Source organism: Gelria sp. Kuro-4 (assembly GCF_019668485.1).
Lineage (GTDB): Bacteria > Bacillota > DTU030 > DUMP01 > DUMP01 > DUMP01.
The window spans coordinates 1,180,507-1,193,816 of sequence record NZ_AP024619.1 but is presented as its reverse complement, the minus strand read 5'-3'; the positions used below and the strand labels follow the sequence as shown (position 1 = coordinate 1,193,816).

20 protein-coding genes and 1 pseudogene are annotated in these 13,310 nt (G+C 57.8%); 3 read left to right on the top strand and 18 right to left on the bottom strand.

Translation table 11 applies throughout. From position 1 onward, the window contains the following. Positions 1-23: 23 nt before the first annotated feature. Positions 24-719 (bottom strand): response regulator transcription factor, encoded by a 696-nt coding sequence (locus tag K5554_RS05950; protein ID WP_221040224.1) that lies wholly within the window; start codon positions 717-719, stop codon positions 24-26. 445 nt (positions 720-1,164) lie between these two features. On the opposite strand from K5554_RS05950, the gene K5554_RS05945 reads away from it, so the two are divergent. Further along, positions 1,165-1,371 (top strand): nucleotidyltransferase domain-containing protein, encoded by a 207-nt coding sequence (locus tag K5554_RS05945; RefSeq protein ID WP_221040223.1) that lies wholly within the window; start codon positions 1,165-1,167, stop codon positions 1,369-1,371. Between the two features lie 55 nt (positions 1,372-1,426). On the opposite strand, the gene K5554_RS05940 is transcribed toward K5554_RS05945, so the two are convergent. The 11 genes from K5554_RS05940 to K5554_RS05890 form a co-directional block, all read right to left on the bottom strand. Continuing rightward, positions 1,427-1,738 carry a hypothetical protein gene (locus K5554_RS05940; protein WP_221040222.1) on the bottom strand — a complete coding sequence of 104 codons (312 nt, stop codon included), beginning with the start codon at positions 1,736-1,738 and terminating at the stop codon, positions 1,427-1,429. A 340-nt stretch (positions 1,739-2,078) separates the two neighbouring features. Further along, the gene (locus K5554_RS05935) at positions 2,079-2,312 is read right to left on the bottom strand and encodes a helix-turn-helix transcriptional regulator (RefSeq protein ID WP_221040221.1); all 234 of its coding nucleotides are present in this window, start codon (positions 2,310-2,312) and stop codon (positions 2,079-2,081) included. 9 nt (positions 2,313-2,321) lie between these two features. Beyond that, complete coding sequence (locus tag K5554_RS05930; RefSeq protein WP_221040220.1) at positions 2,322-2,894, bottom strand: DUF2975 domain-containing protein; 573 nt, start codon at positions 2,892-2,894, stop codon at positions 2,322-2,324. Positions 2,895-3,012: 118 nt separating this feature from the next. Beyond that, positions 3,013-3,498, bottom strand: coding sequence for a beta-propeller domain-containing protein (locus K5554_RS05925; protein WP_221040219.1), 486 nt, complete (start codon positions 3,496-3,498; stop codon positions 3,013-3,015). A gap of 110 nt (positions 3,499-3,608) precedes the next feature. After that, positions 3,609-4,631 (bottom strand): NADPH dehydrogenase NamA, encoded by a 1,023-nt coding sequence (gene namA, locus K5554_RS05920; protein ID WP_221040218.1) that lies wholly within the window; start codon positions 4,629-4,631, stop codon positions 3,609-3,611. Positions 4,632-4,726: 95 nt separating this feature from the next. Beyond that, complete coding sequence (gene tpx / locus K5554_RS05915; protein ID WP_221040217.1) at positions 4,727-5,251, bottom strand: thiol peroxidase; 525 nt, start codon at positions 5,249-5,251, stop codon at positions 4,727-4,729. Positions 5,252-5,268: 17 nt separating this feature from the next. Further along, positions 5,269-5,601: a rubredoxin-like domain-containing protein gene (locus K5554_RS05910; RefSeq protein ID WP_221040216.1), complete on the bottom strand. Its 333-nt coding sequence runs from the start codon at positions 5,599-5,601 to the stop codon at positions 5,269-5,271. Continuing rightward, positions 5,601-5,822 carry a hypothetical protein gene (locus K5554_RS05905; RefSeq protein ID WP_221040215.1) on the bottom strand — a complete coding sequence of 74 codons (222 nt, stop codon included), beginning with the start codon at positions 5,820-5,822 and terminating at the stop codon, positions 5,601-5,603. The genes K5554_RS05910 and K5554_RS05905 overlap by 1 nt, the downstream gene beginning before the upstream one ends. Positions 5,823-5,824: 2 nt before the next feature. Beyond that, positions 5,825-5,977, bottom strand: a complete 153-nt coding sequence (locus K5554_RS05900) for a hypothetical protein (RefSeq protein ID WP_221040214.1) — start codon at positions 5,975-5,977, stop codon at positions 5,825-5,827. An 84-nt stretch (positions 5,978-6,061) separates the two neighbouring features. After that, complete coding sequence (locus K5554_RS05895) at positions 6,062-7,228, bottom strand: FprA family A-type flavoprotein (protein ID WP_221040213.1); 1,167 nt, start codon at positions 7,226-7,228, stop codon at positions 6,062-6,064. 273 nt (positions 7,229-7,501) lie between these two features. Continuing rightward, positions 7,502-7,813, bottom strand: a complete 312-nt coding sequence (locus K5554_RS05890; protein ID WP_221040212.1) for an AbrB/MazE/SpoVT family DNA-binding domain-containing protein — start codon at positions 7,811-7,813, stop codon at positions 7,502-7,504. A gap of 278 nt (positions 7,814-8,091) precedes the next feature. On the opposite strand from K5554_RS05890, the gene K5554_RS05885 reads away from it, so the two are divergent. Further along, a complete protein-coding gene (locus K5554_RS05885) occupies positions 8,092-8,340 on the top strand; it encodes an AbrB/MazE/SpoVT family DNA-binding domain-containing protein (RefSeq protein ID WP_255565588.1) in 249 nt (82 codons plus the stop codon). A 159-nt stretch (positions 8,341-8,499) separates the two neighbouring features. Here K5554_RS05885 and K5554_RS05880 read toward each other — a convergent pair whose 3' ends face one another. Both K5554_RS05880 and K5554_RS05875 read right to left on the bottom strand, forming a co-directional pair. Further along, positions 8,500-8,949, bottom strand: coding sequence for a nucleotidyltransferase domain-containing protein (locus tag K5554_RS05880; protein ID WP_221040210.1), 450 nt, complete (start codon positions 8,947-8,949; stop codon positions 8,500-8,502). Then, entirely contained in the window at positions 8,907-9,302 is a 396-nt protein-coding gene (locus K5554_RS05875) for a HEPN domain-containing protein (protein ID WP_221040209.1), read from the bottom strand. Before K5554_RS05875 ends, K5554_RS05880 begins: the two co-directional genes overlap by 43 nt. Positions 9,303-9,758: 456 nt before the next feature. On the opposite strand from K5554_RS05875, the pseudogene K5554_RS14690 reads away from it, so the two are divergent. Continuing rightward, a pseudogene (locus K5554_RS14690) lies at positions 9,759-10,028 on the top strand (DUF4268 domain-containing protein); the annotation flags it as partial. A gap of 97 nt (positions 10,029-10,125) precedes the next feature. Here K5554_RS14690 and K5554_RS05865 read toward each other — a convergent pair. The 4 genes from K5554_RS05865 to K5554_RS05850 form a co-directional block, all read right to left on the bottom strand. Next, on the bottom strand, positions 10,126-10,506 hold the full coding sequence (locus K5554_RS05865) for a hypothetical protein (protein WP_221040208.1): 381 nt from the start codon (positions 10,504-10,506) through the stop codon (positions 10,126-10,128). A gap of 12 nt (positions 10,507-10,518) precedes the next feature. Continuing rightward, the gene (locus tag K5554_RS05860; RefSeq protein ID WP_221040207.1) at positions 10,519-10,788 is read right to left on the bottom strand and encodes a hypothetical protein; all 270 of its coding nucleotides are present in this window, start codon (positions 10,786-10,788) and stop codon (positions 10,519-10,521) included. Between the two features lie 99 nt (positions 10,789-10,887). Beyond that, complete coding sequence (locus K5554_RS14685; RefSeq protein ID WP_221040206.1) at positions 10,888-11,121, bottom strand: nucleotidyltransferase domain-containing protein; 234 nt, start codon at positions 11,119-11,121, stop codon at positions 10,888-10,890. Positions 11,122-11,288: 167 nt separating this feature from the next. Further along, positions 11,289-13,148 carry a DUF262 domain-containing protein gene (locus K5554_RS05850; protein WP_221040205.1) on the bottom strand — a complete coding sequence of 620 codons (1,860 nt, stop codon included), beginning with the start codon at positions 13,146-13,148 and terminating at the stop codon, positions 11,289-11,291. Between the last annotated feature and the right edge of the window lie 162 nt (positions 13,149-13,310).

Here is a 13,310-nt window from a genome sequence, read left to right as displayed (position 1 = left end):
AGCCTCCCGTCTTTTTCACATCCTCAAGGACACTCCGGTGATTCGAAGTGCTTGGCCAGATAAGAAGCCAGATAGGAAACGGCCCGAGTGCGGTCACTGGTTCCCAGTTTAGAGTAAATCACGCTGATGTAGTTCTTGACCGTTCCCTCGCTCAAGCTCAAGTGGTCGGCTATCTCGCGGTTGGTCAAGCCCTGCACCATCAAGGCGGCGATCTCCCGTTCACGGGGGGTGAGATCGATTATATCCGTGCCCAGCTTCTTCATCTTCTTCTTCGTGTCGTCGATGGCCTGTAGCACAGCCAGCCGTTCTGCCAGTTTGCCCGCCACCTTGGCCGGCAACATGAGCTGGTCACGGGACGCTCTGCGTATGGCGTCGATCAGTTGCTGCCCCTCCAGGTCTTTCAATAGGTAGCCGTCCGCTCCGGCGGCCAAGGCGCTGACGATGTAATCTTCATCATTGAATGTCGTGAGCATAACCGCTTTGGTCCGCGGCAGGGCGCGCTTGATAAGCCGCAGGCTTTCCACCCCGTCCATTCCGGGCATACGGATGTCCAGCAGTACGACGTCCGGCTGCAGCTCTTGTGCCCGTTCGTACGCTTCGCGGCCGTCAGCAGCCAAGCCCACCACTTCCATGTCCTCTTCCAGATTGAGAATTGTCTGCAGTCCGTCGCGTAAGAGCGCCTCATCATCGGCAATAAGGACACGAATCTTTCCTGTCATTTTTCTTCCTCATGCAGGCATAGATTTCATTTAGCTATATTCGATGCCCTCCCGCTCAAAACCTTCTGGCCGGAGACATAAAGTCCTAAATCTTGGGGCCTGCTGGCAGCATTTCTGATGAAACCAATTGGCTAGGTCCGCAGACCGAAAAGAGTGAGGCTCCGACTGCCGTCGGAGCCTCCGATTCGAAGCGGCCGTCTAACCAACCTGGGGCACGACATTGCGTTACAAATGAAGATATGATACGAGTGGGAAATAAGGAAGAAAGAGCTATTAGTGACCTGCCTGCGTGATGACGCAGAGGTTTTGTTTGCTTACCTCTATAGGGTCTTTTAGCGCAGGTTTAGCCTTCAACGACCTTGATGTGGGCGTCTACCTTGATCGGGAAGGGTTGTCACCGCCTGAAGCACTACGATACGAAATCTAACAAGGAACGGCTATCGAGTTGCTGATAGGTTTACCTGTAGATCTTAAGGTCTTGAACTGTGCTCCCCTGCCCCTTCGGTACCATATCAGCCAGGGCCAACTGCTCTTCAGCCGCGATGAGCCGGCCCGCTATGCCTTCCTAGAAGCAACTTGGCGCGATTATTTCGATTACTATCCCCTGGTGCGGCAGTTTTTCCATGACATGGCCGCCATCCCCACAGCGTGATCAAGCCGGTGGCGGTCACCTGGGAGGACCTCCCGGGTGACCGCCACGTGGGGAGTTATTCCAGGCGGATGTCGGTCGCCCCGGACTGCTCCATGAGCTCCTTGACCTGCGTCAGGTCCCGCTGCGGGTCCTCCAGGGAGATGACGATGCCCTGTCCCGCTCCGTCCACGGTGCCGGCCAGCGGCCCCTCAACGCCCATCTCGTCCTGCTCCGCCTTCAGGTCCGCCACCGGTCCGCGCGTTTCCTGGTCCGCCCGGCCGAAACTGGAGACCACCAGCTTGTCGCGGGCGAATCCATAGTTCCTCAATGCGTCGATGCAGGCGCCCGCCTGATCCTGTCGCGGAAAAATCCCGATAATCCGTGCCATGAAACCACCTCCAGGGGTTATTCTCTCTTGGCGGTGGTTTTGCTACGCGGCCTCATCGCCAAACAGCCCTCTGAAACCGACGGGCGCCAGAGTCTCCTCTCGTTGACCGACGAAGGGCAGCAGGCTTTTGCCATGCTGAATGCACGTTCACACAGCGAGATTGCGGCCATGCTGGAAAAGCTGTCGCCGACTGACCAAGGCCGTTTAGTTGAAGCGCTGCAGGCCATATTGAAGGCCGGAACTTTTCCTGAGGCAGCAGCTCTGGCGAAAAGGCCAACCATGCCTGAAAACCTCTCAGGTACATGGTACTTGAGGGACTCGGTTCAAGCGATTTCGGGAGCTAGTGATCCTGGGGGAGGCAGCGGGGGCTATCAGGTTCATAGGCCAGCAGCTCGCCGGGCTGACAATCCAGCTCCCGGCACAAGGCTGCCAAGGTGGAGAAGCGGATAGCGCGGGCCTTGTTGCTTTTTAGGATCGACAGATTGGCCATGGTAATACCTACCCTCTCTGCCAGTTCCGTGAGGGTAATCTTCCGTTCCAGCAGGACTCTATCCAGCTTGACGACAATGCCCATTTCTGCCTCCTAAACGGTCAGGTCCTGCTCTTCCTGCAGAGCAGCTCCCTGGCGGAAGATCTCGGCCAAGACCAGTATCACCAGGCCGAGAAAGATGGGGGTAAAGTCCAGGCTCAGCCTGGCACCAAAGTCTACGCCTGGTACCGGTATATTCTGCGCGAAGAAGAAACCGAAGGCGGTCACCACTATGGACTTAACGACAGAACCGACAATGACGGTGATACCGATCCACCAGATATGGGTTGCGTTGGCCGCAGTAAAAGGTGTCTCCGCTACCAAAGTGGCCAGGATTTTCCGCAGCTGATAAATGATGATCAGGTAGACGGCAAAAAGAGGTAGCAGCGCTCCGGCAGAAAAGAGGAGGATTCCCCGAGGTACTGGGTGGGCCAGTTCAGCAAAGGAAATGGTCAGGCCGGGTGTATTGATCTGCAGTTTAAGCTGCCCTAGGACCGACCCGTCCCTCACGACCCCGTACAACTGCCCAATCACCAGCACTACCGCGGCAACCCAGCTGAAATACCACACTACGGTTAGGATCGAACTGAGCACCGACGAAACCGATCTCCTTCCCAGGTAACGCATCTTCTTCCCTCCAGGCGCTTTTATGAGGCCTCGCGTATATTATACCCGCTCCTCATATCGAATGTCAATAAAATCTTATCGATATTCGATAACCGCAAACATATGCTTCCACTTGCTATCAACCCTCTGGTGACATAACCTCACCCGTAGGGTGATAGTGTAAGCCGGCACCTGGGAAAGTCACCCAGGTGCCGGGCACCGCGCTGTTGATTTCATCGTACCCTAGGGCGATGAATTCCTCCTGCTGGGCGGTGTCCCGGTAAGAGGGGGTGAGCTTTTCCACCTCTTCCTTCAGGATACGAAAATCCACGTTGCGGTTGGCCACAAGGTACAGGGCCGGGCCGACCCTGCGCGAGGAGACATAGGTACCCTCCAGCTCCAGCTCCCGGAGCTTCTTGATGGCCGCTTTGTTGCGAACGTCGTAGAGCACGGCCTTGACGGTGCTGTCCAGCGGGCGGGGCGGGTAGATCGCCGAGCCCTTTCGCTTCGGCATGGGGACAGGCGCGGTGCTGCAGGTGGCCCCTATCACCACCAAGTACTTTTCGTCGACATAGAGTTCCTGCGGGGTCAAGTCTTCGGCGGCCAGGTCCAGAGTCGCCGTCACGGCCTACCGCCCTGAGGCCGAGCATTCGGAAGCAAGTCTTGAAAGAGGTAATCTACTTATGAGGCGACGCTGTGACGATTACCTAAATGACCCCCACCGGTTTACCCGCTCTACCGGTACCTGCCGCGCTCGTACTCTCGGGGCCAGGGTATCTCAGCCTTGAGGACGTGAGCGGCATAGAGGGGCCAATAGGGCCGGCGCAGGAGAGCGCGGCCCAGTACCACCAGGTCGGCTCGGCCGTTGCCGATGATCTCCTCGGCCAGTTCAGGGGTGGTGATGAGGCCGACGGCACCCGTGGGAAGACCGACTTCCTGGCGCACCGCCGCCGCGTAGTTCACCTGGTAGCCGGCGTAAAGGTCGATGCGCGGCGCCAGGAGCCCGCCCGAGCTCACGTCCACCAGGTCGACCAACTCTTTGACCAGGCGCACGATCTCCACCGTCTCCCCAATGTCCAGGCCGCCCGGCACGAAGTCGTTCGCCGAGACGCGCAGGAAGAGGGGCATTTCCGCCGGGATGTTGGCCCGCACCTCTTCCAGCACCGCGCGCAGGAAGCGCACCCGGTTTTCCCGGGTGCCGCCGTACTCATCCGTCCGCTGGTTGGAGAGGGGGGACAGGAACTCGTGGATTAAGTACCCGTGGGCGGCGTGCACTTCCACCGCATCGTAACCGGCCGCCACGGCGCGCCGCGCCGCCCGGCCGAAAGCGGCGACGATGGTGCGGATTTCCTCCCGGGTCAGCTCAGCCGGCACCGGGTACTCATCGCTCCAGTGCAGGCTGCTGGGAGCGACGATGCGTTCGCCCGGGACGCCGCACTTGCGCCCGGCGTGGGCGAGCTGCACCGCCAGCTTGGCGCCCGCCGCGTGCACAAAGTCCACCAACCGCTTAAGCGGCTCCACCTGTGCGTCCTCCCAGAGGCCCAGGTCGTTCCCCGAGATGCGCCCGCGCCGCTCCACGGCCGTGGCCTCCTGCATGATAAGCCCTACCCCGCCCACCGCCCGCGTGCCGTAGTGCACAAGATGCCAATCGGTGGGCCGGCCGTCGTCCCCGGCTGAGTACATGCACATGGGTGACATCATGATCCGGTTCTTGAGTGCCAGCCCCTTGAGGGTAAAGTCTTGAAAAAGCTTACTCACTCTGCCACCTCCTGCTTTTCTACGATGCCGGGCGCCTGGGAAAACCTCCCAGGATGACTGGGCGGCGGCGCGCACCCCCTCCGGCCTTTCGCACCTCACCGCGCCAGGGCTTCCTCGACCGCCGCCAGGGCGGCGGCGTAGTCCGGTTCCTGGCCGATCTCCTTGACATACTCCACGTAGCGGATGGTGTCCGCTTTGTCCACCACGAACACCGCCCGCTGCAAGAGGCGCAGCTCTTTCACCAGCACGCCGTAGTTCAGGCCGAAGGAGGCCGTGCGGTGATCGGACAGGGTGCGCACGCGCTGGATGCCGGCCGCGGCACACCAGCGGTTCTGCGCAAAGGGCAGGTCCATGCTCACCGTGAGCACCACCACATCCGCTCCCAGGGACGCCGCCTCTTCGTTGAAGCGGCGGGTCTCGGTGTCGCAGACGGGTGTGTCCAGGGAGGGCACCGCGGCGATGAGGCGCACCTTGCCGCGCGTGCCGGCCAGGGTCTCTTCCTCCAGCTTGCCGTTTACCACGCTGAAGTCCGGTGCCTTGTCCCCGGGTTTCAGCCGGGGCCCCACGGCAGTGAGGGCCTTCCCTTTAAAGGTGACGTCGCCGTAACGCTCTTCGCTCATGGTTTCACCTTCCATCCTCACCATTTGCCCTTGCCGATGTGTCCCTGGATCTCCGCCATGATCATGCGGCGGAGCACCTGAGCCTCGGCCTGCACCTTTTTGAAAACCCCCACGCAGCCGGGGTCGAGGTTATCGGCCTCGCCCTTGGCGCCCACTTCGGCCACCTTGGCCAGGAGCGTGTAAAGCTCCATGTGCAGGGCGTTGGAGAGGGCCGACCGCTCAATCAGCTCAGCCTTATCGGGCTCAATCTCGGCGAACTTCTCCGCCGGGGCACCGCACTTGGGGCACGTTACGGGAGCCGCATCACCGAAATGCACGTAACCGCAGACGCTGCAACGCCACATCTTCATTATCCTTGCTCCTCTCTCAAGCGCTTATTCTGGAGTGCAAATGGCCTGCGGCCGCTTGACGCGCAGGGCCACGCTCCCCAGCACTTGCCGGCTTCTGCTCCAGCACGGCCTTCGTCGCTCATGCTCCAGGCGTGCTGCAGGTACTGTAGGATCGCCTGGCGCTCGCCCGCCGGGTCCGCCTTAAGAAGCTTTACTATCTCCTCGGGTCGCGTCTCGGCCATGCTTACGCCTCCTCGGCCACGAGTTTACCGTCCTCCAGCCGGAGCACCAACTCCACGTGGCAATACGGGCACTCCACAACGTCCCCCTCACCCTTACCTTCCGGAACCGCAAACTCCAGCCCGCACACCGGGCACAGCACCATCACCTCCGCCACCGCCTTCACCTCCTTTCGTGGGCTCCTCTTTTCAGCCACTAAACCCCGCCCTGCCGCCGCCGGGGCCAGGCGTGCCGCCGGTACTTACCCCTGCGCCAGCTTGCGTCCCAGCTCCCGCAGGCGCTCCGTCTCTGCCGGCCCGGGGACGAAGCGGCTTTCCGGTACATCTTCCAGCAGGTTGAGCCCCAGGCCCTGCAGTTCCTTCCAGAGCTTGCGCGCCCCACCCCCGGCCCAGCCGGCCGTGCCGAATGTGAGGCCGCGCTTGCCCTGCGGGCGGATCATGCTGAGGAACGGGAAGAACCCCGCCAGGGCCGGGTGGATCCCGCCGACGAAGGTGGGTGTCCCCAGCGCCACCGCCTTGGCCTCCAGGATGTCGCCCAGGACCCGGCTCACGGGGCAGGCACTGAGCCGGTACAGCTTAACCGTGGCGCCGCTTTCCCCGGCCCCGTCGGCTACGGCCCGGGCCATGGCCTCGGTCCCGCCCCAGAGGGAGGCGTAGGCCACCACCACCAGGTTCTGTTCCGGGCTGGCACTCCAGCGCTCGTAGGCCGCCAGGATGTCCTCACCGCCGTCGCGCCAAATGGGCCCGTGGGAAGGGGCGATCACCCGCGGCGCCAGCTCGCGCACGCGGGCCACCCCGGTGAGGGCGGCCTTGGCGTAGGCGCGCATGAGGAAGGTGTAGTAGTCGCGCGCTTCGTTCAGCACCCCCGGCACCTGGTCGGCGAAGAAGGGCAGCGCCGCCACCTGAGCCCCCAGGAAGTCACAGGGAAAGAGCGCCTGGTCCTCCACGAGGTAGGTGAACATGGTCTCCGGCCAGTGCACCAGCGGCACCTCGTAAAAACGCAGGGTCGCCCCGCCCAGGTCCAGGGTGTCGCCGTCCTTCACCACCTGAAAGCGCGCCGCGGGGACCTGGTGGCAGGCCATGAGCATGTCACGGCAGCGCGCCGTGCATACCACCGTAGCCTCAGAGGCAGCCGTAAGCAGCTGCGGCAGTGCCCCGGAGTGGTCGATTTCCGCGTGGTTGGCCACTATGTAGCTGATCTCAGCCGGGTCCACCAGCTCCTTAAGGTGTTGAAGCAACTGGCCGGCAAAGGGGGTGTACACGCTGTCGATCAGCGCCGCCTTCGTCCCGCGTACCAGGTAGGCATTGTAGGAGCCACCGCGCGGGCAGTAAAGGCCGTGAAAGTCCCGGAGGTTCCAGTCCAGCGCCCCCACCCAGCTTGCGTGTTCACTCACCGGAAACGTTGACATTTTATGCACCCCATCCTTTCAGCATGTCAGGTTCACCCAGACTTGTCCAAGTGTTCCCTAATTAAATAATTCAGCAACAAGTTCCCCATTCCTTCGGTTGCCCAAAATCATTGGTACGCACCGCGTGCCACCGCCTGTCTGCGGTCTTGATTATAACACCACCAACTGTTAAAAGCAATACCTTTTACTAATAACTAGCAAAAAGAAAACCTGGGGTTTTCACCCAGGGATCAGGAGCTCCATCCGCCTTCCCAGCATCCAACCAAGCTTTTTTCATGCCTTATGCTGCCTCGCTTCAGTCCATAAGCGGCGGGTCTCCTCTTCTTCAGCCTCAACTCCAGGAAACGGTTGCGTGGCTTTCAGGGCTCCTGCCAGCTTGGTTAGGCGCTTTTGCTTCCTGAGCTCCAGCAGCACGTGGCCATTCTCCGTGGACTTGAACACCAAAAAATCACCGACCTCCGCACCAAGTCTTTTTCGGATTACGGCCGGGAGCTGAACTTGTCCCTTTCCCGTGATCTTTGCCTGGGCATTCACTGACTCCATTGTCGATATTACCCTCACCTTCCTGTACTCACCACACTTCATGGATCTTGGTCGTGTCAATGCAGGGGTACAAGTTAGTGTCAAGGCACTGTAGGTTATACGGCAGAGAAAACCTTGCCTTACCGTAGTCCTAATGAGAACGTAGTATTAGCCCGCCACAAGAACCGTCCCTCCGGCAGCCCCCTAGCCTCAGCACCCTGGAGCGCCCGACAACGAATCTTTGACATCTTATTTATGCTGTCTTACAATAATGGTAAGAAGGAGGGATTTCTATACCAGGCAAGTCGAGCTTGGTAAGGAAAACCTTTGTTACCTGTAAAGTGAGCAGCCGGGGACAAATCGTTTTGCCTGCAGAGCTTCGTGAGTCGCTGAGCCTGCGCGAAGGAGATCGTGTTGAGTTTCGTCCTTCCGCTGTAGGTCGGGTGATCGCTAAACACCAGAGCGAAAATGTCTTTCAACGCTACGTGGGTGCTTTGCGCCGGCGTGATGCCCTGCAAGGTATGTCCGGCGACGAATTCTTGAACGAAATACGCGGCGCAACACCTTCCTCAGGTCAAAAGGAAAAGTAACATGCGCACAGCGGTAGATACCAACGTTCTCGTCTGCTTGCTTAACGGTGAACCTGGAGCCGCACAGGTTGCTCAGGCTCTGTTTACCGCCCAAGCCCAAGGCAGACTGTTCATCAGCGGCCTGGTTTACGCAGAATCCCGTCATCCATCTTACCTAAACTACCAGCGCCAGGCACGAGCCGTACGCCGCAGGCCTTTAGCCTTGAGCTCCTCCACTTTCTGCTGCAGTCCCGCAAAATACAGCCCCCCGGAGAGAGGGTAACCCTGCGTCACCGCGTCGAGCGCGGTAATGCTGTAATCATCCAGCATCTGTGCAAATTCTGCCGGCGTGTACGCCAAAGCCTCGAGCGGGACGCCTCGCGGTCGTAAGTCATTGAAGGCGCGCAACCTTTCCCAGAAGTCGCTGGCCAGGTTCTCCGCAATGACGATCATGTCCACATCGCTCACTGTAGTATGGGTTCCTTTAGCCACTGAGCCGTAAAGGATGACACAAAGGGGCTGAAAGCGTTCTTCCACCTGCAGAACAAACTGCTGAACGCCGGCCCGCCATTTTCCCGGTAGATTATTTAAAGGTGTTCTTTGACGAAGGTAATTACCTTCCGTGCCCATTCCAAGGCCTCCTCCGCTTTACCCCTGTCGTAGAACCGGGAAGGCGTTCCTGCGGGCAAAGCATCGGGATACCGCGACGGGATATAGTGCCAATCAAGGCCCTTAGCTGCTTCTTCCGTCGGCGGATCCTCAATCCCAAGTTCTTCGGCGGCATTCAGGTAGAGGTTCCACACTGAGTGTCCCCAGGGAGCCAGGTGCAGCTTCAGAAGCAAAGCCTTCATGGCTCTCTCGGCAGCTTGCTGGGAGTGAAAGGCACAGGCGTTAAACCGGCCGGCATTAAGCAAGATCTCAGCCGTCTTCAGGTCGGCCATAGCCTCCTCGAGCCAGTTACTGACCCGTTCTTCCGAACTCACTTCCATAGCCCCCAACGTGATGCTTGAATGGTGCTGTTCTTCACTTCTTTTCTCTTCAAATATATACCAATTGTTCCCGTAAGGCAAGCGCCGGCGGAACTCGGGTTAGTGTCAAGGCAAGCCCATCGACCATACCCATCTGGGGCAACTCCTTACGTATGCCGCTGGCCGCGGAGCGAAAAAAGTAATCTGGATCTCTCCCCAATTTCGTGAAGAACACCGGCAAGCCCTGGACTGGCTTAACGAAAACACGGGAGAAGGCCAAGCGTTTTTTGGCGTGGAAATTAAATTAGTCAGCATTGACGACTTCAGACCCGCCCTGTTTTCCAAGCTTGTATCGCAGAGGCCCCAGGTTTTACGAATGCTCAAAAGGGCCTCCCCCAAAATTGGTATACCATCGGTGCCGGAAGGAGTGGTTTTGCCTACGGCGCAGCCTTCTAGCAGAAGGAGCGATTCGCCGTAGAGCTCTGCATTGATACAGGCGACAAGGACAAGAACAAAGTGTTCTTTGACCGGCTTTACAGGGAAAAAGACAACATAGAGCAAGAACTAAACATGCCGTTGGAGTGGGAGCGGCTGGATACCGCCCGCCTGTCACGCGTTGCCACTTATCGCGCAGGCACCATTGATAGCACTGAGGCCGAGTTGGACAAACTTCGGGATTGGGCAGTATCCACGCTCATAAGGTTCAAAGAGGTGTTGGGGAAACGCATTAGGACCCTTTAGGGAAACTCCTCATTCCTGTTGTCTCAACCGGTGTAGAGTGTTTGCGCTCTTTTTCTCGCCCTTCCTCGGTCCCTTTCAGCGCCCCCCACTTACGTACTTATGAGGGATAAAAGTCGTAACGCCCCCTGGCAAGCAGCAGCTCCTCATAAAAAGGCATAAGTTCCAAGAAGACGTTACGGTAATCCTCGGTGCTCTTGGTGCTGGCCTCAGAAACATCCCAAAGGGCTCCGACGAAGACGAAAGCCGTTCGGTCATCGGGCGGCAAGGCGAATGTCTCAAGCCGGTAAAGAACTTCGCCTGCATCCTTTGTCGCAACGTCCTCGATTCCAAATCCGTTTCTTTCCACGCAGCGATAGAAGGCATCGCGAAAAGGCAACGGCGCCCTTATGCCAAGGAACGTCTGGAAAACCCGGAAGGGCGATGTCCTCGCGTAGCCTATGTGAAAGCCCAGACCTACCCGGACATGATCTTCCCACATCCCAATGTTCAGTTACACCTCGTCGCCCTCGCCGCCGACCACGTACAGGTACCAATGCTGGTTAAGAGTTTTCGCCTGCCCGAAAACCAACCCGTCTTTTCCCCTCATGCCCGGCCGGCGAACAATCCGCTTACTGAAGAAGTCGAGCTGGAATTCAGGGTACTGCCCCAGTTCCTGACGCAAGTCATTGATCTTCGCTTCCAGCAGCTGAGGTAAGGGCTGATCCTCCCGTACAGTTTTCATAAGTTCGAAATCTTGTACACTAAACGGAGAAAACGCCACTGGAAATACCTCCTCCGGCCGTTCGTTTGGATGCCCTTACGATTCGCCACCCCATCAATGTGGCTTGAGCACCGAACGACGGGACTCTTTCGTAGCACGTCACCAGGCAGCATTCCCAGGTGCCCGGCACAGAAGTCTTGCCCTCGCCAGGCCCTCGGCGATCACGATTACGTCGATGTTGCTCTCTACCGTATAGGCCCCTTTCGCCACCGAACCGTAGAGAATAGTACAACAAGGAGAAAACCGGTCTTTCACCCGCGAGACAAACCGTTGAACTCCGTCTCGCCATTCGTGCGGCAGATTGCCTCCAAGGTGTTTCTTGACAAAACTCATTACCCTCCGTGCCCATTATAAGGCTGTACCTGCCTCCTCCGCTTCTTATTCTGTGAGACAGAACCGAGAAGGCGTTGGCGTTTTTGGGGATTCAAACTGAAAGGAATGAATCGCGAACGATCAGATCCTTGTTACTTCCGGCAATCCTCTAACGTAGCCCAAACCCACTATGGCTTATCGAGTTCCCACTCCTTAAGGGCGAAGTCCACCAGCATCGCCGTCCTGGCAGCAATGAACTTTTCGGCTGCAGCAAGTGCCCACCTGGTTCGCCGCGCGCCGAACTCACGGTGTCCGCACAGTTCGTTGAAATTAATGTCATCCTCCAATTGGCGGACCGACGCTTGGCTGGACCTGCGATAGTCCTCCCTCTTAGAGCACGGCAGCCTGTTGGACATGGAAGCGTTCCAAGGCTTTTGCATGAGTACCAGGTTGCCAAGCTGGTCAACAATTTCGAAGTGTTTTCTTTTCCATTCCTCCGGCCATGTATCAAACCCTTCGGGATTTCGCGGCCAAATATGTTCAACCTCAAGCTCTCTGGCATCTGCCCACCGAACAATGTTCGGCGCAAGCTTTTGTTTTCTAGCGATGGATACCTCCCACCACCACAGCAGGTACCTTCGTTCGGGGATACTGAGGGTGTTCTTTTGCAGATTCTCACGGAAGTCGCTGTCACTACCGTATTTGCTGACTAGCTCTTCCAGCGTGGTAATGACGTCTTCAGCGGAAATGGAGCCATTAGCCAACTTGTGGGCATGGCTAGACAGCCTATCTATACCCGCGTCACTCCTTCGGTTGCATACCCGGTATCCCCGCCAGGCCAGCAGGTAGCACAGCTTGGCGATCTTCACCAAGAGATCGGGCTGGTTACGTGCACAGGCCTTCACACTGGCCATGAGCAGAGGAGCAAAGCTGGCCATCGTTCCGAGAGCCTCGTCGTTAAGTAGTTCGAGATAGGTCCACAAATCGTCCGTGTTTTGGGGGGAGAGCAGCGAGGATAGAAAGCTAAGGCGCTTCTCTGGCCGCCGAATGGCAAGGTAGAGCTCGGAGGCTTCCACCAGACTGTTGGTATACATTACGGCCTGATCAACCACGGCAGCCGGATCACTCGAACGGAACGTTTCCTTGACCGCATGGTGCACTTCGCCTTTCAGCTCGCCTTTCCATAGGATCCAGTGATACCTGGCAAGGGCATTTTCCTCAGGTTCAGTATCTTCCTTCTCCTCCTCTATTGCCGCGAGGTTGCGGAGCACCTCGCCCCAGCCTTCATTTACGGTCTTAATAAGGACCTCTGAATTAGCTTTTGATCCAATGTACATCAGATGGTTCTTTATCTTATCCAGCTGTGAAAGTGGTTTTCCTCGGTCGTTAAGTGTTTCAAATATAAGGCCGACATCAAGATCGTTTGATACTTCGTAAACAAGGAAGAGCACCCGATCTGTGGTATCTTTCCGTTCGGTGGGGAGCCCCAGGCCCTTATGCAGGGACGCTACCAGTTCCTCAGCAGGTTTGTTTAGCTTCTCTTCAAAGAAAATGTTGGCATTGCGCAACCGCCTTTGCCCGGCACTCTGAGGGCTCCTTACCAGCGGTGGGTTAATGGTGGCAATTGCCTGCCAGAAGTAGGCGTCGTCTTCGCCTCCCAGATTCAATTTTCGTAAGGTATTGTTGGGAGCTTTGTTCTCAAAGCCACAGACCAGATTCTCGTACCAATATCGCGCCAAACCATGAAATTGCGACTCTGCCCACAGTTTTCTGCACGCCGCTGCTACAAGCATGACCAGGCAAGTGAGGCGCTGCTGGCCATCGACTATCTCGTAGGTCTTAGCAAGGGCGGCACGGTCGGCTTTTTTCACTTCCTTCATGATTATTGTCCCCATGAAGTGCCTCCGAGAGCTCGCCGTATTATCACACAAGTCTTCCCACAACGCTTCGACCTGTTGCCGTGTCCAGGCAAAGGATCGCTGGTAGTCGGGGATAACAAATGCCTTGCCCCTAAAAAGGTCCCATAGGTTTACAGCTGAAGAGAACATCCTTAATTACCACTCCCGCGAACTATTTTAAAAGGCGCAACGCCCCTGTCCTGTAAGCCTTATTACCAAAAGAGGGCTCCTACTTAACTTAATGGAATCGGAGTCCTCTAGTCCGCGCTATGAATTCGTATGGTAGACACCCAGAGTCTGGTTCCAACACTT